At 62.8% G+C, this 23,319-nt stretch carries 18 protein-coding genes and 2 tRNA genes; 3 read left to right on the top strand and 17 right to left on the bottom strand.

Going from position 1 to position 23,319, the window contains the following annotated elements:
• Positions 1 to 218 precede the first annotated feature (218 nt).
• From E8E75_RS19920 to E8E75_RS19910, 3 genes are all read right to left on the bottom strand, one after another.
• The gene (locus E8E75_RS19920; protein WP_153918094.1) at positions 219 to 1,328 is read right to left on the bottom strand and encodes an SO2930 family diheme c-type cytochrome; all 1,110 of its coding nucleotides are present in this window, start codon (positions 1,326 to 1,328) and stop codon (positions 219 to 221) included.
• Complete coding sequence (locus tag E8E75_RS19915; RefSeq protein ID WP_120654257.1) at positions 1,325 to 2,554, bottom strand: parallel beta-helix domain-containing protein; 1,230 nt, start codon at positions 2,552 to 2,554, stop codon at positions 1,325 to 1,327. Before E8E75_RS19915 ends, E8E75_RS19920 begins: the two co-directional genes overlap by 4 nt.
• Before the next feature lie 183 nt (positions 2,555 to 2,737).
• On the bottom strand, positions 2,738 to 5,023 hold the full coding sequence (locus E8E75_RS19910) for a YgiQ family radical SAM protein (RefSeq protein WP_153918096.1): 2,286 nt from the start codon (positions 5,021 to 5,023) through the stop codon (positions 2,738 to 2,740).
• 211 nt (positions 5,024 to 5,234) lie between these two features.
• On the opposite strand from E8E75_RS19910, the gene E8E75_RS19905 reads away from it, so the two are divergent.
• On the top strand, positions 5,235 to 7,142 hold the full coding sequence (locus E8E75_RS19905; protein WP_280359654.1) for a diguanylate cyclase: 1,908 nt from the start codon (positions 5,235 to 5,237) through the stop codon (positions 7,140 to 7,142).
• A 93-nt stretch (positions 7,143 to 7,235) separates the two neighbouring features.
• On the opposite strand, the gene alr is transcribed toward E8E75_RS19905, so the two are convergent.
• The 8 genes from alr to rnr form a co-directional block, all read right to left on the bottom strand.
• Positions 7,236 to 8,312 carry an alanine racemase gene (alr, locus tag E8E75_RS19900; RefSeq protein ID WP_153918098.1) on the bottom strand — a complete coding sequence of 359 codons (1,077 nt, stop codon included), beginning with the start codon at positions 8,310 to 8,312 and terminating at the stop codon, positions 7,236 to 7,238.
• Between the two features lie 71 nt (positions 8,313 to 8,383).
• Complete coding sequence (gene dnaB / locus E8E75_RS19895; RefSeq protein WP_120654253.1) at positions 8,384 to 9,778, bottom strand: replicative DNA helicase; 1,395 nt, start codon at positions 9,776 to 9,778, stop codon at positions 8,384 to 8,386.
• 113 nt (positions 9,779 to 9,891) lie between these two features.
• The gene (gene rplI / locus E8E75_RS19890) at positions 9,892 to 10,338 is read right to left on the bottom strand and encodes a 50S ribosomal protein L9 (RefSeq protein WP_120654252.1); all 447 of its coding nucleotides are present in this window, start codon (positions 10,336 to 10,338) and stop codon (positions 9,892 to 9,894) included.
• Positions 10,339 to 10,359: 21 nt separating this feature from the next.
• Positions 10,360 to 11,253 carry a hypothetical protein gene (locus E8E75_RS19885; protein ID WP_120654251.1) on the bottom strand — a complete coding sequence of 298 codons (894 nt, stop codon included), beginning with the start codon at positions 11,251 to 11,253 and terminating at the stop codon, positions 10,360 to 10,362.
• Between the two features lie 36 nt (positions 11,254 to 11,289).
• Complete coding sequence (gene rpsR, locus E8E75_RS19880; RefSeq protein ID WP_016495030.1) at positions 11,290 to 11,520, bottom strand: 30S ribosomal protein S18; 231 nt, start codon at positions 11,518 to 11,520, stop codon at positions 11,290 to 11,292.
• Positions 11,521 to 11,548: 28 nt separating this feature from the next.
• The gene (gene rpsF, locus E8E75_RS19875) at positions 11,549 to 11,956 is read right to left on the bottom strand and encodes a 30S ribosomal protein S6 (protein ID WP_120654250.1); all 408 of its coding nucleotides are present in this window, start codon (positions 11,954 to 11,956) and stop codon (positions 11,549 to 11,551) included.
• A 209-nt stretch (positions 11,957 to 12,165) separates the two neighbouring features.
• On the bottom strand, positions 12,166 to 12,912 hold the full coding sequence (gene rlmB / locus E8E75_RS19870; RefSeq protein ID WP_120654249.1) for a 23S rRNA (guanosine(2251)-2'-O)-methyltransferase RlmB: 747 nt from the start codon (positions 12,910 to 12,912) through the stop codon (positions 12,166 to 12,168).
• Positions 12,909 to 15,656, bottom strand: coding sequence for a ribonuclease R (gene rnr / locus E8E75_RS19865; protein ID WP_153918100.1), 2,748 nt, complete (start codon positions 15,654 to 15,656; stop codon positions 12,909 to 12,911). The genes rlmB and rnr overlap by 4 nt, the downstream gene beginning before the upstream one ends.
• Before the next feature lie 208 nt (positions 15,657 to 15,864).
• On the opposite strand from rnr, the gene E8E75_RS19860 reads away from it, so the two are divergent.
• Together E8E75_RS19860 and E8E75_RS19855 are read left to right on the top strand one after the other, a co-directional pair.
• A tRNA-Leu gene (locus E8E75_RS19860) sits at positions 15,865 to 15,951 on the top strand.
• Positions 15,952 to 16,059: 108 nt separating this feature from the next.
• A tRNA-Leu gene (locus E8E75_RS19855) sits at positions 16,060 to 16,146 on the top strand.
• A gap of 114 nt (positions 16,147 to 16,260) precedes the next feature.
• On the opposite strand, the gene E8E75_RS19850 is transcribed toward E8E75_RS19855, so the two are convergent.
• From E8E75_RS19850 to hflK, 6 genes are all read right to left on the bottom strand, one after another.
• A complete protein-coding gene (locus tag E8E75_RS19850) occupies positions 16,261 to 18,195 on the bottom strand; it encodes a methyl-accepting chemotaxis protein (RefSeq protein WP_120654247.1) in 1,935 nt (644 codons plus the stop codon).
• A gap of 155 nt (positions 18,196 to 18,350) precedes the next feature.
• Positions 18,351 to 19,646, bottom strand: coding sequence for an adenylosuccinate synthase (locus E8E75_RS19845; RefSeq protein ID WP_120654246.1), 1,296 nt, complete (start codon positions 19,644 to 19,646; stop codon positions 18,351 to 18,353).
• A 103-nt stretch (positions 19,647 to 19,749) separates the two neighbouring features.
• Positions 19,750 to 20,934, bottom strand: a complete 1,185-nt coding sequence (locus tag E8E75_RS19840; RefSeq protein ID WP_120654245.1) for an ATP phosphoribosyltransferase regulatory subunit — start codon at positions 20,932 to 20,934, stop codon at positions 19,750 to 19,752.
• A 34-nt stretch (positions 20,935 to 20,968) separates the two neighbouring features.
• Complete coding sequence (locus E8E75_RS19835; RefSeq protein WP_077523748.1) at positions 20,969 to 21,154, bottom strand: DUF2065 family protein; 186 nt, start codon at positions 21,152 to 21,154, stop codon at positions 20,969 to 20,971.
• A gap of 107 nt (positions 21,155 to 21,261) precedes the next feature.
• Positions 21,262 to 22,131, bottom strand: coding sequence for a protease modulator HflC (gene hflC / locus E8E75_RS19830; RefSeq protein ID WP_120654244.1), 870 nt, complete (start codon positions 22,129 to 22,131; stop codon positions 21,262 to 21,264).
• On the bottom strand, positions 22,131 to 23,300 hold the full coding sequence (gene hflK, locus E8E75_RS19825) for an FtsH protease activity modulator HflK (protein WP_120654243.1): 1,170 nt from the start codon (positions 23,298 to 23,300) through the stop codon (positions 22,131 to 22,133). Before hflK ends, hflC begins: the two co-directional genes overlap by 1 nt.
• Positions 23,301 to 23,319 lie beyond the last annotated feature (19 nt).

Raw genomic sequence — 23,319 nt, 5'->3', positions numbered from 1 at the left:
AGCCTAGCGGCCGAAGATGAAGGAGAAGGGAATTCGCATCAGGCTGCTTAGGCCGATTGGGTATAAGCGACTACATCCAGGTGAACGCGGCTACATGCTCTTTGTAGGGGCGAATTCATTCGCCAAGGGCGGCGCAGCTGCCTCCAATCGGCACCCACGGGCAGCCCTTCGGACTGCTTGGCGAATGAGCTCCCCCCTACAGGGGAAAACGCCCCCGCTCAGCACCCTCCCGGTAAACCGGCTATCCAGCGTCTCAGCAGCTCCACCCCTTCCCCATGGGCAGTGGAACGTCCCAGCTCCGGCATCATCACGCTGGGGTCGGTGCTCTCGACACGGTAGATCAGCACCGAGGCGTCCGGCTGGCCAGGGTGGATATCCACCAGTCGGTCGCCAGAACCTTTGCCGGCCGCGACAGGCTGCTTGCAGAGCCCATAGGGAATGCCGAGCGGTGTGGCGGGATCAAGGTAGAGGCCAGAAGTGCGCGCCGGCCCCTTGGGGTTATGGCAGTGGGCGCAATTGATATCGAGGTAGCTGCGCGCCTGCCTCTCCAGGTCCTCCCCTTCACGGGGAGCGCTGGCCAGGGCATTGCGCGGAATGCTCTCCGACGCTGGAAGCCCCTGGAGCAAGCCCTTGCGCTGCCAGTGTTGCAGCTGGTTTTCCACAGCCTCCGGATAGGCCAGGTCGCGATTCAGATGGCGCGCTTTCGGTCCCAGGGGCCGCAGGCCTTCACCGTGGTTTTCCTCATGACAGCCGGCGCACTGGTTGGCGTCGGGAACCTGGTAGTCCACCTGCAGTGAACCGCCCTGCTCATCGCGCAGTTCAAGCGCAGTGCTGGCACCGGCCCACTCCAGGTTCGCCTCCCTCTGCGCCTCATCCCAGACATAGGGGAGCGCTACCCAACCCTGCTGCTGGCGCAGCAAAACACGGGTTTCCACCAGCCACACCTTGGCCAGGTCCAGCCCCTTGAACGGATCGCGATCATCGCGGGTGTTCTTCAGCAGGCGGCCCTGCTCATCCTTCGGGTAGTAGAACGTCTTGGTCAGCACCGTGCCGACGGGGAATTCGAGATGCTGCTCGCCATAGCGGGCGGCCTGGCCCGGCGGCAACCATAAGGTGCGCAACTTGTGGGCGTAGTCGCTGAACAGCGGCGTATTCAGGTCGTAGGCCAGCGCCTCTGCTGCGGGCTGCAGCTGGCCATCGGCGCGTTGCAGCATGCCCCAGCCACTGAGCTTTTCCGGGTAGCTCTCGCCGTCGGGCAGGTAAAGCGGCTCCTGCTGCTGGCCACAGCCGGACAGCAGCAGGAACGCCAGACACAGCGCTGCCCTCATGCCCCCTGCCCCGCCGCGGCGAGGATCACTTCCGGCAGCGGTGGCAGCGTGCAGCGGTGGTTGGCCATGTCGGTGCTGATGTTTTTGAAGTTGTTGGGCCCGTCGACGTTGACCAGGGTTGCTGCGCCGTTGTCGACGCAGATGCCCAACTCCACCGGCAACTTGCCATCCACCAGCCGCGCCGGGTTCACGTAACCGTCCCAGAGGATGTCTGGCAGGCGGCCATTGAGACCGAACTTGGCGACCTTGAGGGCTTTCAGTTCGAGGTGGTCGGGGCTGTCGCCGCCGGGCCCGAAGCGATTGCCGTGGATAGCGATGCGCTCCGGGTAGGGGTCGAAGTCGCTGGTGGTAGAGAGGTCGCTGTAGCCGGTGCTGAAGTAGCTGCTGACGATGACGTTGGCGGTGCGATGGTTGCCGATGTCGTTGTCGAAGATTTCCACATCGTCGTTGGAGTTGATTACCACGCCGGAGCCAGCGGGCACGCTGGCCACCGGTGTGCCCTTGTGGCCGAAGTTGTCGTGGTTGTTGCCCTCGACCCGGTTGCGATAGATGCGCGTGCCATGCCCAGGCTGCTGAAGGTTGGGCATGTTGAACACCAGGATGCCGCCGGTATTGCCCGTGGCGACGTTGTCATAGACGTCGGCACCAATGGTGTTCTCGATCTCGATGCCGGCGACATTACGTTCGGCGCGGCTATTGCGTACCACCACGTTGCGCGATTGACCGACGTAGATGCCGGCATCCGATGCGCCGATGGCAACCACGCCTTCGATCAGGGTGTTTTCGGTCTGCACCGGGTAGATGCCGTAGGCGCCATTCTCGGTGGCCGGGCCGTTGGTCCACTCGGTGCGAACATTGCGAATGACGATATTCCTGCCACCGACCACCTTGAGGGCGTCACCCTTGCTGTCCTCCAGTGCGAGGTCTTCGATGGTGAAGTCCGAGGCGTCCACCAGCAGCCCTTCGGCACCAGCCTTCTGGCCCTTGAAGCTGAGAATGGTCTTGTCCATTCCGGCCCCCTTGAGCGTCACGCCACTGACCTTGAGGCTCAGGCCACGATCCAGTTGCCATTTGCCGGCGGGAATTTCGATGACGGAGCCGGGTTTGGCCTTGATCAGGCGGGCCTGCAGGTCCCTCTGGAAGTCAGCGTGAGTAACGGGGGAGTCGGCCTGGTCGCCACAGCCGGCGAGCAGGATGGCAAGGGCCAGGAGGGAGAATGGGCGCATGGGCAGTACCGGGTTCTTCTTATGATTTTGGCACTATAGTGCCAAACAATATCTTGTAGGAAGAACCCGACAGACGACGTAGGAGCAAGCTCGCGAACTTCGCGGTAAGGGTCCTCGCGAGCAGAGCTCGCTCCTACAAGGAGCGCAGAGACGAAAACGCCAGCGCGAAGGCTGGCGTTTTCATCAGCGCGGCGCGACTGGCCGCTTGGCGGGCTTCTTCTTGCCACCCTTTTCGGACGCCGCGGCCTTGTTCTCGGCCTGCTTGCGAGCGAAAGCGGCTGCCTTGGCCTGTTCGCGTTTGTCCCAGGGCTTGCTGCCATCGCTGGCGCGGGGCGGCAGGCCGGTGTGCTGGGTGAGCACCTTGCCGACCTTGTTGCTGCCGGCCGGCGTGGAGTTCTTGCGGCGGGCGCTGTGGTACTCGTCCGTGGCCGGTTGGTAGGTCGGGATCAGTTGGTGCTTGCCATTGCCTATCAGGTCGCCACGGCCCATGCGCTCCAGTGCCTCGCGCAGCATCGGCCAGTTCTTCGGATCGTGGTAGCGCAGGAAGGCCTTGTGCAAACGGCGCTGTTCCTCGCTCTTGACGATTTTCACGCCTTCGCTCTTGTACGTGACCTTGCGCAGTGGGTTTTTGCCCGAGTGGTACATGGCGGTAGCACTGGCCATGGGCGACGGGTAGAAGGCCTGCACCTGGTCGGCGCGGAAGCCGTTGCGCTTGAGCCAGAGGGCGAGGTTCATCATGTCCTCGTCCGTGGTGCCGGGGTGGGCGGCAATGAAGTACGGGATGAGGTACTGCTCCTTGCCCGCTTCCTTCGAGTACTTCTCGAACATCTGCTTGAAGCGGTCATAGGAACCGATGCCGGGCTTCATCATCTTGCCCAGCGGCCCTTCCTCAGTGTGTTCCGGGGCGATCTTCAGGTAGCCGCCAACGTGGTGGGTCACCAGTTCCTTGACGTACTCGGGCGACTCCACGGCCAGGTCGTAGCGCAGGCCGGAAGCGATGAGGATCTTCTTCACGCCAGGCAGCGCACGCGCGGATCGATAAAGCTGGATCAGCGCCGAGTGGTCGGTATTGAGGTTTTCGCAGATGCCCGGCCACACGCACGAAGGTTTGCGGCAGTGCTTTTCGATCTCCGGGCTCTTGCAGGCAATCCGGTACATGTTGGCGGTCGGGCCACCCAGGTCGGAGATGACGCCGGTGAAGCCGGGCACCTTGTCACGGATTTCCTCGATCTCGCGGATGATCGACTCTTCCGAGCGGTTCTGGATGATGCGGCCTTCGTGCTCGGTGATGGAGCAGAACGTACAGCCACCGAAGCAGCCGCGCATGATGTTCACCGAGAAGCGGATCATGTCGTAGGCCGGGATCTTCTCCTGGCCGTACGCGGGGTGCGGAACGCGGGCGTAAGGCATGCCGAAGACGTAGTCCATTTCCTCGGTCGTCATCGGGATGGGCGGAGCGTTGAACCACACATCCACGTCGCCATGGCGCTGAACCAGCGCGCGGGCGTTGCCGGGGTTGGTCTCCAGGTGCAGCACGCGGTTGGCGTGGGCATAAAGCACCGGGTCGTTGCGTACCTTCTCGAAGGACGGCAGGCGGATCACAGTCTTGTCGCGGGTCAGGCGCGGGTTGGGCAGCAACTGCACCACCTTGGCCTCATTGGGGTCCTCGACCGGGCCCTTCTCCTGCTCAATCGCGCAGGCCTGCAGATCCTGAGTGTTGACGTAGGGGTTGATGATCTTGTCGATCTGGCCGGGGCGGTCGATGCGAGTGGAGTCGATCTCGAACCAGTCCGTCGGCGTGTCACGACGGATGAAGGCGGTGCCGCGCACATCGGTGATGCTGTCGATGCTTTCGCCCCAGGACAGGCGCTGGGCGATTTCCACCACGGCCCGTTCGGCGTTGCCGTAGAGCAGGATATCGGCGGTGGCATCCATGAGGATGGAGCGGCGCACCTTGTCTTGCCAGTAGTCGTAGTGGGCGATGCGGCGCAGGGACGCCTCGATGCCGCCCAGCACAACCGGCACGTGGGTATAGGCTTCCTTGCAACGCTGGCTGTACACCAGGCTTGCACGGTCCGGGCGCTTACCGGCAACGCCACCGGGGGTATAGGCATCGTCGGAGCGGATCTTCCGGTCCGCGGTGTAGCGGTTGATCATGGAGTCCATGTTGCCCGCCGCCACGCCGAAGAACAGGTTCGGCTCACCGAGCTTCATGAAGTCGTCCTTCGAGCGCCAGTCCGGCTGGGCAATAATGCCCACGCGGAAGCCCTGGGCCTCCAGCAGGCGGCCGATGATGGCCATGCCGAAGGACGGGTGGTCGACGTAGGCGTCGCCGGTCACGATGATGATGTCGCAGGAGTCCCAGCCGAGCTGATCCATCTCTTCCCGGCTCATAGGCAGGAAGGGTGCAGGACCGAAACACTCGGCCCAGTACTTCGGATAGTCGAACAGCGGCTTCGCAGCTTGCATATTTTTTGACCAGCGGGCTTTTTTACGGGGCGCGGAATATAGCACAAATTTTGAGCAAATCCGACGCTGACGCTAGGTTTCCTCAAAGCCTGAATGCAAGGCTGTAGGAAATCGCGTACAAAGTGATCACAGATTCTCCGGGTCGCTATACTTCGGCCGACCTACAAACCGCCAGGCCGCAGTAGTAAATAACTTACAAGGAGCGTGTGCGGTGCGACGTCCGATCCTGTCCCTCTTCCTGCTCCTTTGTTGGCTGGGCCTTGGCTTGCCAGCCCAGGCAGCTTTTGAACTGACACCCCAAAGCAGCGGCGCGACGCTCAATGAGGCCATCGACCTGCTGGAAGACCCCGATGGCACGCTGGATATCCGGGATATGGCCAAGCCGGAGGTGCAGCAGCGCTTCGTTCCGGCCGATGGCCGCGCCACCGTAGGCCAGAGCCGCAGCACGTGGTGGGTGCGGGTGCAACTCAGCCGCAGCGGCGATGCCCCTGCGCAATGGTGGCTGGAGAACGCCGGCATCACGGTCTATCGGGTCAGCCTGTTCCTGCCGGACGGCAACGGTGGCTGGAGCAAACGGGAGAGCAGCGAGGGCCTGCCATTCGCCGAGACCCGCGACTATTCCTACCGCCGCATGCTGTTCAAGCTGCCGGAAATTGGTGCCCAGCCCCTGACCCTGTACTTCCGCAGCTACGATCCGGCCGGCAACTCCTTTCCCCTCAAGATCTGGCAGGCGGATGACCTGAAAGAGCTGAAGTCCACCGAAAACCTCGGTTTCGGACTGGTCTACGGGGTCATCCTGGCGCTTTTCCTCTACAACCTGTTCATCCTCGCAGCACTGCGCGACAAGGCCTATCTCTGGTACGTGCTGGCCACCGCCTCGGCGTTGGTGTTCATCCTCAGCATGACCGGCCACGGTTTCCAGTACTTCTGGCCGGACCGCCCGGTGCCGATCTGGCTGGACCGCATTACCCTGCCCTCGCTCTGGGGCATCTTCGTGATGCGGTTCACCCAGGAGCTGCTCTATACCCGCCGCGGCCTGCGGTGGGCCGATCGCCTGTTCAACGTGGCCTGCGTGCTCTACGCGCTCGCCATCCTGATCAATGTCTTCGGCTACCGCGCCGAGGGCGCCCTGCTGATCGCCATCACGCCCATCGTGACCGTGCCCACTGCGCTGATCAGCGCAGTGGTCCGCTGGCGCCAGGGCTTCATTCCAGCGCGCTTCTACCTGGTCGGCTATGGCACCGTGCTGATCAGCACCGCCGTGCTAGTCATGCGCGCCGCCGGCCTGATCCAGCCGATCAACTTCACCGCCTACATGTTCCCGGTTGCCGTTGCGGCCGAGTCGATCCTGTTCTCCTTCGCCCTGGCCTACCGCATCCAGATGCTCAAGCAAGAGCGCGCCGCAGCCCTCGAACAGGCCGATCGCGAGAAAGCCGCACGCCTCGCGCAAATGCAGGCCAGCGCCGATGAACTGCAGGCAGCGGTCACTACGCGCACCGCAGAGCTGGCGGCCGCCAACCAGCGCCTCAGCGAGCGTGAACGCGCCCTTGAACATGCCGCCTTCCACGATGCCCTGACCGACCTGCCAAACCGCCGCTACCTGATCGAGCGCACCGAGTCGGCGCTGGCCAACGCCAAGCGCCATGATGAGCAACTCGCTCTGATGCTGATCGACCTGGACCACTTCAAACCCATCAATGACCGATTCGGTCATGACGCCGGCGACGAGATGCTACGCACCATCGGTCGGCGCCTGCGCGAGCACGTCCGCGGCGGAGATGCGGTAGCGCGCCTGGGCGGTGACGAGTTCGCCGTGCTGATCGGCGGGCCGGATGCCGAGGCCGAGGCCTGCAAACTGGCCCAGCGCCTGCTGGAGGAGCTCGCAGCGCCGATGTGCTACGGCGCCGAAAAGCTTTCGGTGAGCATCAGTATCGGCATCGCGCTCTACCCGCAGCATGCGAGGAATTTCGCTGGGCTCTACCAGACGGCTGACCAGGCGCTGTACAAGGTCAAGGCACGTGGCCGCTCAGGCATGGTGCTGTTCGGCGAAGATGGCGAGTTGTCCCGTGAGACGAGCCTGCAACTGGATGTACTGAAGACGCCCAGCGGATTGCTGTAGCGGAACCGCCTCGCGGCTGCTTCGCGAGCAAGGCACCAACCAGGGCGGCACGCCGCCCTTCACGAATGGATTCGCTCCTGCAAAATTGCGGGATCAGGCCAGGTAACGACGCGGCACGCGCGCGGTGACCTTGGTCAGCAGCTCGTAACCGATGGTGCCGCAGGCCTGGGCTAGCTCATCCACCGAGAGTTGCGCGCCCCAGAGTTCCACCGAGTCACCGACACGTGCATCCGGCAACTCGCTGAGATCCACCGCCAGCATGTCCATGGACACCCGCCCTACCAGAGGCACGCGACAGCCATTGACCACCACCGGCGTGCCGCTAGGCGCGTGACGCGGATAACCGTCGGCATAGCCGCAGCTGACGGTGCCAATGCGCGACGGTCGGGTAGCTTCCCAGGTCGCGCCATAGCCCACGGTTTCCCCGACAGCTATCTCACGGACGGCAATCAGCTGGGCGCTAAGGCTCATGGCAGGTTTCAAGCCCAGTTCGGTGGCGCTGAGGTCCGACAGCGGCGTGGCGCCGTAGAGCATGATGCCGGGACGCAGCCAGTCCATATGGGAGGCGGGCATGGTCAGAATCGCAGCAGAGTTGGCCAGGCTGCGCTGGTCGAAGTCGAGCTCCAACAGGTCGTGGAAGGCTTCCAGCTGAACCTCGTTGAGCGAATGGCCACGCAGGTCGGCGCAGGCGAAATGGCTGATCAGGTTGAGCTCCGCCACTTGGGCGGCAGCACGCAGGCGAGCGTGCCAGTGACGCAGCGCGTCCGGGGTGAACCCCAGGCGGTGCATGCCGGAGTCCAGCTTCAGCCAGACATTCAGCGGCCGCCCGATTGCGGCGGCGAGCAATGCCTCGGCCTGCTCGGGACCTTGCACAACTATGTCCAGCCCGAGCTGGGCGGCGAGGTGATACTCGGCCGGCTCGAAGCAGCCCTCCAGCAACAGCACCCGCGCTTCGTCGTCGAGGGCGCGCACTTCGGCGGCTTCTTCCAGGCAGGCAACAGCAAAGCCATCGGCTTCACCGCGCAGGCTCGCGACCACTTCACGCACGCCATGGCCGTAGGCATTCGCCTTGACCACCGCAAAGGCCTGCCGCCCTGGGGCACAGCGCTTGGCAATGGAGTAGTTGTGGCGAATGGCGGAAAGGTCGATGGCAGCGATCAGCGGGCGCATTGAGACGGGCTCATGAACGAAAACGGGCGCCCATCATACCGCCTGGGCGCCCGCATTCATTGACCTGCAGCTTATTCGTCTTCGAACTGATAGGCCCCCGGCGCGAGGTTCTCGAAGCGAGAATACTTGCCGAGGAAAGCCAGTCGCGCGGTACCCAGCGGGCCGTTACGCTGTTTGCCGATGATGATTTCGGCCACCCCCTTGAACTCGGTCTCGGGGTGGTACACCTCATCCCGGTACACGAACAGGATGATGTCGGCGTCCTGCTCGATCGCACCGGATTCGCGAAGGTCGGAGTTGATCGGGCGTTTGTTCGGACGCTGTTCAAGACCCCGGTTCAGCTGGGACAAGGCGATCACCGGACAGTTGAACTCCTTGGCCAGAGCCTTGAGCGAGCGCGATATCTCGGAGATCTCGTTCACCCGGCTGTCGCCACTGGAACCGGGAATCTGCATCAGCTGCAAGTAGTCGACCATGATCAGGCCAATCTCGCCGTGCTCGCGTGCCAGACGGCGGGTACGGGCGCGCATCTCGGAGGGCGAGATGCCGGCGGTGTCATCAATGAACAGCTTGCGATCATTGAGCAGGTTGACTGCGGAAGTCAGGCGCGGCCAATCGTCATCGTCCAGGCGGCCGGCACGGACTTTGGTCTGGTCGATGCGCCCGAGCGACGCGAGCATACGAATCACGATGGATTCGGAGGGCATCTCCAGCGAATACACCAGGATCGCCTTGTCACTGCGCATCAGGGCGTTTTCCACCAGGTTCATCGCGAAGGTCGTCTTACCCATGGATGGACGGCCGGCGACGATGATCATGTCGGCCGGTTGCAGGCCGCTGGTCAGATTGTCCAGGTCATTGAAACCGGTGGACAGGCCGGTGATGGCATCGCCGTTGTTGAACAGCTCGTCGATGCGGTCGATGGCCTTGACCAGGATGTCATTGATGCCCACCGGGCCGCCGGTCTTGGGCCGCGCTTCGGCGATCTGGAAGATCAGCCGCTCGGCTTCGTCGAGGATCTCTTCGCCGGTCCGCCCCTGAGGCGAATAGGCGCTATCGGCGATGTCCGTGCTGATGCCGATCAGCTGGCGCAGGGTGGCGCGCTCGCGAATGATCTGGGCATAGGCCTTGATGTTGGCCACGGACGGGGTGTTCTTCGCCAGTTCGCCGAGGTAGGCCAGGCCGCCGACCTGTGACAGTTGGCCTTCCTTGTCCAGCTGTTCGGACAGGGTGACCACGTCGAACGGCATGTTGCGTTCGGCCAGCTTGAAGATGGCGCGGAAGATCAGCCGATGATCATGGCGATAGAAGTCGCCGTCGGACACCTGGTCGAGCACACGCTCCCAGGCATTGTTGTCCAGCATCAGGCCCCCGAGGACGGCCTGCTCGGCCTCGATGGAGTGCGGCGGCACCTTGAGAGCAGCGGTTTGCAGGTCGAACTGTTCCGGGACAGTGATTTCGTTCATGGGCTCGGAAAATTCTCGGGCTGGAAAGACATCGGGCACGTCACCGCTTTCGCAATGACGTGCCCGATGTTAGCGAGCTCGCACCTGAGTGCAAGCTCACTTCGACGGCTTGCTTAGCCGGCAACCACGATCAGCTTGACCGCAGCTTCAACGTCGGTGTGCAGGTGCAGAGCAACGTCGTACTCGCCAACTTGGCGAATGGTGCCGTTCGGCAGGCGGACTTCGGCCTTGGCAACCGGAACGCCAGCGGCGGTCAGGGCGTCAGCGATGTCGTGAGTGCCGATGGAACCGAACAGCTTGCCTTCGTCGCCGGCGCTGGCAGTGATGGTCACTTCCAGTTCGGACAGCTGGGCAGCGCGGGCTTCGGCAGCAGCCTTCTTGTCGGCAGCCTGCTTTTCCAGCTCAGCGCGGCGAGCTTCGAACGCAGCAACGTTCGCAGCGGTAGCAGCGGTGGCCTTGCCTTTCGGCAGCAGGAAGTTACGGCCGTAACCGGCCTTTACGTTCACCTTGTCGCCCAGGTTGCCCAGGTTGGCGATTTTTTCCAGCAGGATGACTTCCATTTGGGTCTTACCTCTTAACTTTTAACCTTCACCGTTCGCGGGACCGGCGCCATTCTTGCGCGCCTTGCGACCGCGAAAATCAATCAGACTGTCGACGATGGCCAAAACCACCAGCAACGGATAGACCAACTGCATGAACAGCAACAGCGACACGTACAGACCTACCAGCCAGAAACCGGCCAGCCCACCCTGCTTCGCCAGACCATGCACCAGGGCAAGGCCGGCAAAAGCCAGCGGCACGCTGCAGATCGGTGTCAGCATCGCCAGCTCCAGGCCCAGGTTCGGACCCAGCAGCATGGCGGCCAGCAGGCCGAATGCCAGTGCCGGCGGCAGTTTCAGTGCGCGAAACTCGCTGCCGAAACCACCGGGGTTGTACAAGGCTGCCTGCCAGTAGCGGCCGAGCGTCAGGCTCAGCACGCTGACCAGCTGCAGCAGCGCAGCGATCAGGCCGGTCAGGACCGGCGCGACCATGGCTCCGAGACGCGCTCGCTCGTCATCCGCCAATTGCGAATAGACGCCACCCATCACCTGCGGCATGAGCTTCTGCAGCTCACCCGCCATGGCGGCAATGGGTTCGCGGAACACCGCGCCCAGCACCAGGCCGTACAACAGACCAAGCGCCACGCTGATCATCAGCACCCGCGTCCAGGACACGCTGGAACGCAGTACCAAGGCCAACCCCAACGCACCGACCAGCACCATCAAGGTGCGCGGTTCGCCGAAGTACCACCAGCCAAGAGCTGGCAGCAAGGCCCAGGCAATGATGCCGAGAGCATCGTTCACACCACGCCGCAGCAGCACCAGGCAACCTGCGGCTGCGCTCAGCCAGAACATCAGGGGCAGTGCCGCTGCACCCGCCACCACGAGGGTGGCCTGCACACGGCCGCGCATGATGAATTCCGCCAGAGCGCGCATTGCGATCTATCCCTTACCTAGGTCGACCGACCGAGATCAACGGCCGTGGCTGTCGGTGTAGGGCAGCAGGGCCAGGTAGCGGGCGCGCTTGATAGCGGTAGCCAGCTGACGCTGATACTTGGCTTTGGTGCCGGTGATACGGCTCGGAACGATCTTGCCGGTTTCGGAGACGTATGCCTTCAGGGTGTTGAGATCCTTGAAGTCGATCTCTTTCACGCCTTCAGCGGTGAAACGGCAGAACTTACGACGACGGAAGAAACGTGCCATGAACTTGGCTCCTCAATAGATCCGTGGATTACTCGTCAGCGTTGTCGCTGTCTTCGCCTTCGGCGACAGCGTCAGTCTCAACGCGCTCACGGCGCTCACGGCGCTCGTTGCGGTTTTCCTCGGCCTTGAGCATCTCGGACTGGCCAGTGATGGCTTCGTCGCGACGGATGACCAGGTTACGGATGACGGCGTCGTTGTAGCGGAAGTTGTCTTCCAGCTCGGCGAGGGCTTTGCCGCTGCACTCAACGTTCAGCATCACGTAGTGAGCCTTGTGAACGTTGTTGATGGCGTAGGCCAGCTGACGACGGCCCCAGTCTTCCAGGCGGTGAACCTTGCCACCGTCTTCTTCGATGAGCTTGGTGTAGCGCTCAACCATGCCGCCAACCTGCTCGCTCTGGTCCGGGTGAACCAGGAAGATGATTTCGTAATGACGCATAAATGCTCCTTACGGGTTGTAGCCTGCCAACATCGTGGTCAGGCAAGGAGTGAATATCTCGTTTGGGCTTGCCGGGCCGGGGACGTGCGCAAGCCTGCCCCCACGGCAAGGGGCGACATTCTAGAGAAGGGCTGCATGCCGCGCAAGGTAAATTGGCGAAACTTTGAACAGCCCCGGACAGCGGCGACGCTGCCCGGGGCAAGCCTGCATCAGGCGCGGGTGCGGCGCTGACGTACTGCCTCGAACAGGCAAACGCCGGTGGCGACAGAGACGTTGAGGCTGCTCACGCTGCCGGCCATGGGCAGCTTGACCAGGTAATCGCAATGCTCGCGGGTCAGGCGGCGCATGCCCTTGCCTTCCGCGCCCATGACCAGCACCGTCGGCCCGGTCATGTCCTGCTCATAGACTTCCTGCTCCGCTTCACCGGCAGTGCCAACCACCCACAACCCCTTCTTCTGCAGCTTCTCGAGGGTACGTGACAGGTTGGTCACCGCCACCAGCGGCATGACTTCCGCCGCGCCGCAGGCGACCTTGCGCACCGTAGCGTTGAGGGTGGCGGACTTGTCTTTCGGCACGATCACCGCCAGCACGCCGGCTGCATCGGCGGTGCGCAGACAGGCACCGAGGTTGTGCGGATCGGTGACACCATCCAGGGCCAGCAGCAAGGGCGCGCCCGGGGTGCGCTCAAGCAGTTCGTCGAGCATGTTCTCGCCCCAGACCTGGCTGGGGCTGACTTCGGCCACCACGCCCTGATGGACGCCTTCGGCCCACTCGTCCAGTTCGTGCCGATCCTTGTGGCCAACCGCGATGCGATGCTGCCCTGCCAGGTCGAGAAGAACCTGGACCCGCGGATCATGCCGGCTTTCCGCGAGCCAAAGCTGCTTGACGCGTTTGGGGTGATGGCGCAGCAGCGCCTCCACGGCATGTACTCCGTAGACCTTTTCCAACTGACTCATTTCTTGACCTTGCTACCAGGCGCCTTGGGTTTTGGCGGACCTTTGCGGTGTTTCGTGGGTTTGCTGGCGGCCTTGGCCTTCGCCGCCTTGGCTTTCTTCTTCGGCGGCCTGGGTTCAGCCTTGGCTGCGCCATTGCCTGGTTTTTCCAGGGCCTTCTGCGCGGGGCGCGTACCTTTACTGGCCTTGGCACCCTGACGGGCCTCGCTGAGCAGCGCCTGTTTCATGGCCCTGCTCTTGTCCACATCGGTATTGCCAAGCATTTCCTCAGCCTGGGCGAGCATTTCCGGCGGAACCGCCGGCAGCGCCTGCACCTTGCCGGTTCGCTGGCGACGCGACGCCACGGCCGCCCTCGGTTCCTGCTGGGGAGTGTCCCGCTGGGCGTGGCGAGCAGCACCCTTAGCACCTCGACTGCGACCCTTGCCGACCTTGGGCTCTGCAGCCTTGGCCTTGCCTTTGACCGGGGCGGATTTGTCGGTGCCACGATTCTTGCGGCCGACCGGTACGGTGAGGACGTTGTCGGAGAGTTCGAAATCGATCTTGCGCTCATCCAGGTCGACCCGCGCGACCACCACTTCCACCTCGTCACCCAGACGGAAGCTACGGCCAGAACGCTCGCCGGACAGGCGATGATGGATGGGATCGAAGTGGTAGTAGTCCCCCGGCAGGGCGGTCACGTGCACCAGGCCCTCGACATAGATGTCGATCAGCTCGACGAAGATGCCGAAGCCAGTCACCGCCGATATCACGCCGGGGAACGTCTCGCCCACGCGATCACGCATGTACTCGCACTTGAGCCAGTTGGTGACATCGCGCGTCGCCTCGTCGGCACGCCGCTCGGTCATCGAGCATTGCTCGCCGAGCTGGACCAGGCGCACTTCGTCGTAGGGGTAGATACGCGCCTTGGGCATGCTCGGCGCACCGGCCCGCTGCACATGCACGCTCTCGCGCTTGGAGCGGATCAGGCTGCGAATGGCGCGATGCACCAGCAGGTCCGGGTAGCGCCGGATGGGCGACGTGAAGTGGGTGTAGGCGTCGTAGTTGAGGCCGAAGTGCCCCTCGTTGTCCGGGCTATACACGGCCTGACTGAGTGAGCGCAACATCACCGTCTGGATCAGGTGATAGTCGGGACGCTCGCGAATCTTCTCGAGCAGCGCCTGGTAGTCGCTCGGCGTCGGCTCGTCCTTGCCGCGGTTGAGGGACAGCCCCAGTTCGGCGAGGAATTGCCGCAACTTGTCCAGGCGCTCGCTCGGCGGACCGTCATGGACGCGATAGAGCGCCGGAATCTCGTGCTGCATGAGAAAGCGCGCCGTGGCCACGTTGGCGCACAACATGCACTCCTCGATCAGCTTGTGCGCGTCATTGCGCTGGGTCGGCAGGATCTCGGAGATCTTGCGGTCGGCGCTGAAGACAATGCGGGTTTCCTGGGTTTCGAAGTCGATGGCCCCACGCACCTGACGTTGCGCCAACAGTACCTTGTAGAGCTTGTAGAGCTGCTGAAGCGGCTTGACGAGATGCGGCAACTGCTCGGCGAACTGCTCAGCCTCGGCGGATTCCGGGGTCTCCAGGAACTGGCTGACCTTCGTATAGGTGAGCCGTGCATGGGAGTGGATGACCGCCTCGTAGAACTCGTACCCGGTCAGCTTGCCAGCGCGGGAAATGGTCATGTCGCAGACCATCGCCAGGCGATCCACCAGCGGATTCAGGGAGCAGAGGCCATTGGAAAGCACCTCGGGCAACATTGGGATGACCTTCTCCGGGAAGTACACCGAGTTGCCACGATTGGTCGCTTCTTCATCCAGCGCCGAGCCCACCTTTACATAGTGAGAAACGTCGGCAATGGCGACAACCAGGCGCCAGCCGCCGCCCTTGCGGGCCTCGGCATAAACGGCATCATCGAAGTCACGGGCGTCTTCGCCGTCGATGGTGACGAGAGGCAGGTCGCGCAGATCGATACGCTTTTCCTTGTCCTTCTCGGCCACTTCGGGCTTTAGCTTGGCCGCTTCCTTGACCACGGCGGCCGGCCATTCGTGCGGGATGTCATAGCTGCGCAGGGCGACTTCGATCTCCATGCCCGGCGCCATATATTCGCCCAGCACCTCGACCACTTCGCCCTGGGCCAGGCGGAAGCTGCTCGGCCACTGATCGATCTTCACCTGGACGAACTGGCCGTGCTTGGCCGCGCCCTGCTTGCCTTGGGGCACCAGGACTTCCTGCTGGATCTTCGGATTGTCGGCCACCACCCGGGCAATGCCACTTTCTTCATAGAAGCGGCCGACCAGGGTTTCGTGAGCGCGCGCGATCACTTCCACCAGGGCACCTTCGCGGCGACCACGGCGGTCAACACCGGAAACCCGCGCCAGGGCACGGTCGCCATCGAACACCAGGCGCATCTGCGCGGGGCTGAGGAAGAGGTCTTCGGAAGCGTCGTCAGGAATGAGGAAGCCAAAACCATCGCGGTGACCACTGATGCGACCACAGATCAGGTCGAGCTTGTCCACCGGTGCATAGGTCCCGCGGCGGGTATAGATAAGCTGTCCATCGCGCTCCATGGCGCGAAGTCGACGACGCAGCGCTTCGAGCTGCTCATCGGTGGTCAGGCCGAACTCCTCCACCAGTTGCTCCCGACTGGCCGGGGCGCCGCGATCGTCGAGGCGCTGCAGGATCAATTCGCGGCTGGGGATGGGATTCTCGTATTTTTCCGCCTCACGAGCGGCCTCGGGGTCGAGGTTCTGCCAATCGGCCATCAGGGGGTGATCACCTTTTTATCCATAGATGTATTTGCCATGTGTCTTATTGAAGCGCGAATTCCGATTGTCGGTCAGCTTAGTCCGAAGAATAATTTTTTTCGCGCTCAGGGGTTTACAACACAAAAGTCGGCTCGTATAGTTCGCGCCCACAGCGTCGCTGAGACGTTGTGAAGGAAGCAGATGAGCGATCATCGCATCCTGAAGTGCCCAGGTGGCGGAATTGGTAGACGCACTAGGTTCAGGTCCTAGCGGTGGCAACACCGTGGAAGTTCGAGTCTTCTCCTGGGCACCATTTTCAAAAACCGAGCCGCAATGCTCGGTTTCGCATTTAACGGACTGTACGGTTCCGTGTCGTTCAACGATGAACACCGTATAAGTCGATGAGCAATCATCGCAATGTGCCCAGGTGGCGGAATTGGTAGACGCACTAGGTTCAGGTCCTAGCGGTGGCAACACCGTGGAAGTTCGAGTCTTCTCCTGGGCACCACTCTTCAACAAAGCCGAGCTATGCTCGGCTTTGTGCTTTCTGGCTTCCAGGAATTCCGCAACTACCGCCAGATTCGGGGCCAAGCCTGCGCCTCGCCCCCTCCGACCACCCCTATTACGCCTTGAACTGACCCAGGCTGGCCTTCAGCTGATCAGCCAAACCAGCGAGCACACGCCCGCTGCTGGCAGTCGCCGCCACCGCTTCGGCGGCCCGGCTCGCCTCGATATGGATGACATCGACCCGCCCACGCACGCCATCGGCCCCCGTCGCTTGGTGCTCCGCCGCACGAGCGGCCGCCTGCACTGCACCATGCACCTGCTCCACGGCCTGCTGCACGCTCTGCTGCAGGCGCTCGCTGTCACGTAACGCCTCCAACCCCTCTACCGCACGCTCACGCGCCTGGGAAATCGCCGACACCGCCTCACGCGCCCCCGTCTGCAGAGCCACGATGTGCTCCTGGATATCGCCCGTGGACTGCTGAGTTTTGCTGGCCAGCGCCCTCACCTCATCGGCGACGACGGCAAAACCACGCCCACTTTCTCCCGCCCTCGCCGCCTCGATCGCCGCGTTCAGCGCTAGCAGGTTGGTCTGTTCGGCAATGCCATGAATCACCGACAGCACCATTTCTATCTGCTGACTCTGCCGCGCCAGTCGCTCGATTACTTCGGAACCGTTCTGCACGCGCGCCTCCAGGTTCTCGATCAAGCCTCCAACCTTGCGCGCGATGGCTGCGTTGTCCTGGGCCGCCTGACGGATCTCGCCCACCTGGCGCAAGGCATCCTGCATCGCCTGGCTCTCGGCCTGGGCTTCCGCCGCCATCCCGGCCAGCGCACTCAGGCTGCCCTCCACCTCGCTGCGCTGACGGTGTGCAGCGGCCTCGGCCGACTGGCTGCGCTCGGACAGCGCCCGGATCTCCACCCCAGTGCGCTGCGCCACATCACCCGCCTCACGAACTATGGGCTGCAACTTGTCGACAAAACGGTTTACCGCAGTGGCCATCTCACCCACCTCATCGCGACTGTCGAGCTTGACGCGACGCGTCAGGTCGCCCTCGCCCGCAGCCAGATCGTTCAAGGCATTGATCAGCAAACGAAGTCGCACTACCACACGGCGCCCCAGCACCACGGCCAGCACCAGCAGGACGCCGAGGCCGACCAACGCCAGGCCCAGGCCGATACGCCAACGCAACTCAGCCGCCGCTGACTCCACCGCCTGGCGTGTGCCCACACTCATGCTGCCGGCGGCTTCGCGAGCCGACTGCAGGCGAGCAGTCAGGACCGCACTGCTCTCGCTGGCAGCACCAGAGAGACTCTCACTCACCAGTTCACCGCCGCTTGCGATCAGAGCGGCGAATCGCTGGTCCAGCGCCTTCAACTGCTCTTCCACCGCCGCGGTCGAGACGCCCATGCGGACTTTGCCGATCTCGACACCATTGGGACTGATGGGCGCCTCCACCAGGTAGACGGAAGAATCGCTCGCCGCCGCACTCAACACCTTGTCCAACGCACGATCGCCCTGCCCCTTGGCCAGCAGCGCCTTGATCTGCGGGTTCTCGCGATTGAGGTAACGCGTCAGGTGCTGACCATTGGCATCATCGTAGACAACGAAGAGCACATTGGGATTGCGCTGAGCTCTACGGGCGAACTCGGAGAGGGTGGGCACATCGTTGTCCCACATGGCCCGAGGAGCCACAGCCGCAAGCAATTGGGCGAGGTCGTTGGCCGACTCCTTAAGGCTCTGCTCCAGAGTCTGGCGCAACTGCCCCTGCTCCTGCTGGAGTCGCCCACTCAAGGCAGCCCCCAGGCGCTCACGGGTCTTGGCGGAGAGAGCGCTCAGGCTACCGGAAACTTCTTGTCCGGCCTGTTCGAGATCCCCCGTCAGGCGCTGGGTGTCCCCACCCAGGCGCGCGCCCAGTTCATCCACCAGAGAGTTCACGGTGCCCCGCGTAAGGGCAACGGCCACCAGCACCTGCACCAGCAGGGCAATGCCCAGAGCAATGAAGACCGGACGAAGCAATCGGCTTTGCAACAACGACAGGATGGCTGACACGACTTGTGACTCCTTTACGACCGTTACCGCTATAACGGCGACAACCTGGATTTATAAAGTGCCAGCAAGGTACGTGCCGACCGGTAGCGCGACATTCGCGGTCACCGAAACGACGAAGGGCCGCACATGGCGGCCCTTCGGGGGAGTCAGGAGACTCAGGCGTAGGGGTGGCGCAGGACAATAGTCTCGTTACGGTCGGGACCGGTGGAGATGATGTCGATGGGCGCCCCCACCAGCTCTTCCACACGCTTGATGTAGGCGCGGGCATTGGCTGGCAGTTCTTCCAGGCTCTTGGCGCCGACGGTGGATTCGCTCCAACCCGGCAGCTCTTCGTAGACCGGCTGCAGGCCGATGTAGCTGTCGGCATCGGTCGGCGCGTCCACCAGAACCTCACCGTTCAGGTCCTTGTAGCCCGTGCAGATACGGATGGTTTCCAGGCCGTCCAGCACGTCCAGCTTGGTCAGGCACAGACCCGAGATGCTGTTGATTTCGATAGCGCGACGCAGGATCACTGCATCGAACCAGCCGCAGCGGCGGGCACGACCAGTAGTGGAGCCGAACTCGTGACCACGTTTGGCCAGGAATGCGCCGGTCTCGTCGAACAGCTCGGTCGGGAACGGGCCAGAACCCACACGAGTGGTGTAGGCCTTGGTGATACCGAGGATGTAGTCGAGGTACAGCGGACCAAAGCCGGAACCGGTGGCGGTGCCGCCAGCAGTGGTGTTGGAGCTGGTGACGTACGGATAGGTGCCGTGGTCGATGTCCAGCAGCGAGCCCTGAGCGCCTTCGAACATGATGTAGGCACCTTGCTTGCGCAGCTGGTGCAGGCGTGCAGCGACGTCGATCATCATCGGCTTGAGCAGCTCAGCGTAGGCCAGGGCCTCGTCCAGGGTCTTCTGGAAGTCGACCGCCGGCTCCTTGTAATAGTGCTGCAGGACGAAGTTGTGGTAGTCCAGCAGCTCGCCCAGCTTGGCCGCAAAGCGCTCACGGTGGAACAGGTCGCCAATGCGCAGGCCGCGACGAGCGACCTTGTCTTCGTACGCCGGGCCGATACCGCGACCGGTGGTGCCGATCTTGGCGTCGCCGCGAGCCTTCTCGCGAGCCTGGTCCAAGGCCACGTGGTACGGCAGGATCAGGGTGCAAGCCGGACTGATGCGCAGGCGCTCACGCACCGGCACACCTTTCTCTTCCAGCTTGGTGATTTCACGCATCAAAGCATCGGGCGCAACGACTACGCCGTTGCCGATCAGGCACTCGACATTCTCGCGCAGGATGCCGGACGGGATCAGGTGCAGCACGGTCTTCTCGCCGTCGATCACCAAGGTGTGGCCAGCGTTGTGGCCGCCCTGGTAACGCACTACGGCGGCAGCCTGGTCGGTCAGCAGATCGACGATCTTGCCCTTACCCTCATCACCCCACTGGGTGCCCAGGACTACGACATTCTTACCCATAACACTTGTCCTCTTCGCAGAAGCTCGATGCCGGCAGCTGCCGGCGGAAAACACGGAAACTCGTTAATGGCCGGCAGTTCTGCACCGACCCTGAAACCACTTCCTAGGAAAGCGACTCCACCTGCCAGCGCCCAGCACTCAAAACGAGCTGGCGGTCGCAGCCGGCTTCCTGCGCGCTCGCCGCTTCCTGGCCCGGCAACGCCTGCACCACACGCTGACCATCAGCGCGGAGGCGCTTGACCTCGTACCACAGGTACGGGTCATGGCTGTCTGGCGCCCAGATACCGGAAATTTCTTGCTCCAACGACATGCTGCCCAAGGTCACAAGGGTCTTCAGGTCGGTGGAGAAACCGGTGGCGGGACGGGCACGACCGAAGTCGGCGCCGATGTCGTCATAGCGCCCGCCTTGAGCAATGGACTGCCCAACGCCCGGCACGAAGGCGGCGAAGACCACCCCGGTGTGATAGTGGTAACCGCGCAGCTCACCCAGGTCGAAGTACAGCGGCAACTCCGGATAACGCAGTTCCAGCGCGTCAGCGATGGCAATCAGCTCATCCAGCGCGCGGTGGACGTCTTCCGGGGCATCCATCAGCACCCCCTGAGCCAAGTCCAGAACCTCACGACCGCCGCAGAGTTCGGCCAGCGAGCGGAGCATGGAGGCCAGTTCGCGGGGCAGGTCTTCGGTGAGCTCGGCCACCTCGTCCACTGCCTTGCGCTGTAGGGCGTCGAACAGGCTGCGCTCGACTTCACCAGACAGGCCCGCGGCCTTGGCCAGCCCGCGATAGATGCCGACATGGCCGAGATCCATATGCACGTCCGGCACGGCGGCCAGCTCGAGCATCTCCAGCATCAGGCTGATGACTTCCACGTCGCTCGCCGGGCTGGCGTCGCCGTAAAGTTCAGCGCCCAGCTGTATCGGACTGCGCGAAGTGGATAGTGCCCGCGGCTTGGCGTGCAGCACGCTGCCGGCATAGCACAGGCGGTTCGGACCTTCGCGACGCAGGGTATGAGCATCGATGCGCGCAACCTGCGGCGTGATGTCTGCACGAAATCCCATCAAGTGACCCGACTGCGGATCGGTCACTTTGAATGTGCGCAGGTCGAGATCCTGGCCGGCACCGGTCAGCAGGGACTCGAGATATTCGATGTGCGGAGTGACCACGAAGTCGTAGCCCCAACGCTGGAACAGGTCCAGCACCTGGCGGCGGGCTGCCTCGATGCGTGCCGCCTCGGGCGGCAGTACTTCTTCGATACCGTCTGGCAGCAGCCAGCGATCTACCGTTGCCATTTCGCCAATCCCCTCTCAGCCGGGCGGCAAGCCATCAGTGAAGCAGATAAAGGAGGCCAGTCCCCAGCAACATGCTGGACAGGCCCATCAGGCGGAGATGGCGGTCCTTGAACTCTGCCACCCCAAGTACCGCGGCGCGCCAACGGCGCGGATAGAGGAAGGGCAGGATGCCTTCCAGCACCAGCATCAGACAAAACGCAATGCCGAGTTCCTGCCACATGATTCCCGCGGACGCAAAAAAGCCGGGATTTCCCGGCTGACCCATGATAACACGTTTTCCCTGGCGGTCACCCCGGCGGACGATGAGCGTCCGCCGGGAGACTTGTGTCAGCGCGTGGCCTTGTCCAGATAGCGGAAGAAATCGCTATTGGGATCGAGCACCATCACGTCGGTCTTGTTAGCAAAGCTTTCACGGTAAGCCTGGAGGCTGCGGTGGAAAGCGTAGAACTCCTGGTCCTGCCCATATGCCTTGGCATAGATGGCAGCCGCCTTGGCATCGCCATCACCACGAGTTTCCTCTGCCTCACGATAGGCCTCGGCCAGCAGGACACGGCGCTGACGGTCGGCGTCTGCACGAATACCCTCCGCCAACTCGGAGCCCTTGGCGCGATGCTCACGAGCCTCACGCTCCCGCTCGGTACTCATTCGCTCGAATACGCTGCGGTTGACTTCCTTGGGCAGGTCGATGGCCTTCACCCGCACGTCCACGACCTCGATGCCCAACTCCTTGTTGGCCATGCGATTGAGGGCGGACGTGATATCTGCCATCAGCGCATCACGCTCACCGGACACCACTTCATGCAGGGTACGCTTACCGAACTGGTCGCGCAGACCTGCTTCCAGACGGCGAGACAAACGCTCGTCGGCAATCTGCTTCATGCCGGAAGTTGCAGTGTAGAAACGCTCGGCATCAGCCACTCGCCATTTGGCGTAGGCATCCACCATCACCGCCTTCTTCTCGAGCGTGAGGAAGCGCTGTGTCGGCGAGTCCAGGGTCAGCAGACGGGCATCGAACTTGCGCACCTGGTTGACGTACGGAATCTTTAAGTGAAGGCCGGGCTGAACATCAGCCTCGACGATGCGGCCGAACTGCAGGAGCACGGCCTTTTCGGTCTGCGACACGATGTACAGGCTGCTCCACAGAAGCAGAGCCACAACCACGCCGCCGATCAGGGCAAACAGCGATTTATTGCTCATCAGCGACTCTCCCTGGAACGCGAATTGCGCTGCTGTAAGTCAGTGGCGACACGCGAACCGAGATCGCCGCCGCTACCAGCGGCCGAGGCTGCCGGAGCAACCGGAGCCTGACCGGCGCCGCGGCTGTCGATCATTTTATCTAGCGGCAGGTAGAGCAAGTTGCTCTGCCCGTCCTTACCGGAAACCAGCACTTTGCTGGTATTGGCCAACACGTCCTGCATGGTTTCGAGGTACAGACGCTGGCGCGTGACTTCCGGCGCTTTGTGGTACTCGGTTAGCAGCTTGGTGAAGCGGTCAGCCTCACCTTCGGCGCGGGCAACAACTTCATCGCGGTAGCCGTTGGCATCCTCGATGATACGCTGAGCCTGGCCACGAGCCTCGGGGACCACTGCATTGGCATAGGCCTCTGCCTGGTTCTTGGCACGCTGTTCATCCTCACGAGCACGGATCACGTCATCGAAGGCTTCCTGAACTTCACGAGGGGCAGCCGCGCTCTGTACGTTGACCTGGGTGACGGTGATACCGGTGCGATAAGTGTCGAGGAAACGCTGCAGGCGCTCCTTGATCTCGCTGGCCATCAGCTCACGACCCTCAGTCAGCACCTGGTCCATCTCGGTGGAACCCACTACGTGGCGCAGGGCGCTTTCGGTGGCGTGCTGCAGACTGACTTCAGGCTGATCTACGTTCAGCACGAAGTCCTGGAGGTTGCTGATCTTGTACTGGACGGTGAGCGGTACTTCGACGATGTTCTCGTCCTCGGTGAGCATCTGCCCCTGCTTGCTGTAAGCACGCTCGCGGGTGACATTCTCCTGGAACTTGCGGTCGAACGGCGGGAAATAGATGTTCAGGCCAGGACCAACAGTCTCGTAATACTTGCCGAAGCGCAGCACCACGGCCTGCTCCTGCTCGTCTACCACATAAACCGCGCTGTACAGCCAGACCACGGCAAGCAAGGCCAGGCCGATGCCGAGCAGACCGAAACCGCCCGACCTGCCGCCACCTTCGTCGCCGCCGCCACGTTTCTTGCCGCTGCCAAACAATCCGTTCAGGCTGTCTTGCAGCTTGCGGAAGGCCTCGTCCAGATCCGGTGGCCCTTTGCGGTCGCCACCGCGGCGCCCACCCCAGGGATCCTGGTTATTCGAGTTGCCACCCGGCTCATTCCAAGCCATAGCGCTCTCCATACTGATA

This window comes from Pseudomonas sp. BN606 (assembly GCF_029873115.1).
Lineage (GTDB): Bacteria > Pseudomonadota > Gammaproteobacteria > Pseudomonadales > Pseudomonadaceae > Metapseudomonas.
The sequence above is the reverse complement of the archived record's forward strand: the minus strand, read 5'-3'. Positions and strand labels throughout refer to the sequence as shown.

Bases quoted from the DNA above. Each gene is read 5' to 3' on its own strand.
- E8E75_RS19920 (WP_153918094.1), bottom strand. From the start codon at position 1,328: ATGAGGGCAGCGCTGTGTCTGGCGTTCCTGCTGCTGTCCGGCTGTGGC.
- E8E75_RS19915 (WP_120654257.1), bottom strand. From the start codon at position 2,554: ATGCGCCCATTCTCCCTCCTGGCCCTTGCCATCCTGCTCGCCGGCTGT.
- E8E75_RS19910 (WP_153918096.1), bottom strand. From the start codon at position 5,023: ATGCAAGCTGCGAAGCCGCTGTTCGACTATCCGAAGTACTGGGCCGAG.
- alr (WP_153918098.1), bottom strand. From the start codon at position 8,312: ATGCGCCCGCTGATCGCTGCCATCGACCTTTCCGCCATTCGCCACAAC.
- dnaB (WP_120654253.1), bottom strand. From the start codon at position 9,778: ATGAACGAAATCACTGTCCCGGAACAGTTCGACCTGCAAACCGCTGCT.
- rplI (WP_120654252.1), bottom strand. From the start codon at position 10,338: ATGGAAGTCATCCTGCTGGAAAAAATCGCCAACCTGGGCAACCTGGGC.
- E8E75_RS19885 (WP_120654251.1), bottom strand. From the start codon at position 11,253: ATGCGCGCTCTGGCGGAATTCATCATGCGCGGCCGTGTGCAGGCCACC.
- rpsR (WP_016495030.1), bottom strand. From the start codon at position 11,520: ATGGCACGTTTCTTCCGTCGTCGTAAGTTCTGCCGTTTCACCGCTGAA.
- rpsF (WP_120654250.1), bottom strand. From the start codon at position 11,956: ATGCGTCATTACGAAATCATCTTCCTGGTTCACCCGGACCAGAGCGAG.
- rlmB (WP_120654249.1), bottom strand. From the start codon at position 12,912: ATGAGTCAGTTGGAAAAGGTCTACGGAGTACATGCCGTGGAGGCGCTG.
- rnr (WP_153918100.1), bottom strand. From the start codon at position 15,656: ATGGCCGATTGGCAGAACCTCGACCCCGAGGCCGCTCGTGAGGCGGAA.
- E8E75_RS19845 (WP_120654246.1), bottom strand. From the start codon at position 19,646: ATGGGTAAGAATGTCGTAGTCCTGGGCACCCAGTGGGGTGATGAGGGT.
- E8E75_RS19840 (WP_120654245.1), bottom strand. From the start codon at position 20,934: ATGGCAACGGTAGATCGCTGGCTGCTGCCAGACGGTATCGAAGAAGTA.
- E8E75_RS19835 (WP_077523748.1), bottom strand. From the start codon at position 21,154: ATGTGGCAGGAACTCGGCATTGCGTTTTGTCTGATGCTGGTGCTGGAA.
- hflC (WP_120654244.1), bottom strand. From the start codon at position 22,131: ATGAGCAATAAATCGCTGTTTGCCCTGATCGGCGGCGTGGTTGTGGCT.
- hflK (WP_120654243.1), bottom strand. From the start codon at position 23,300: ATGGCTTGGAATGAGCCGGGTGGCAACTCGAATAACCAGGATCCCTGG.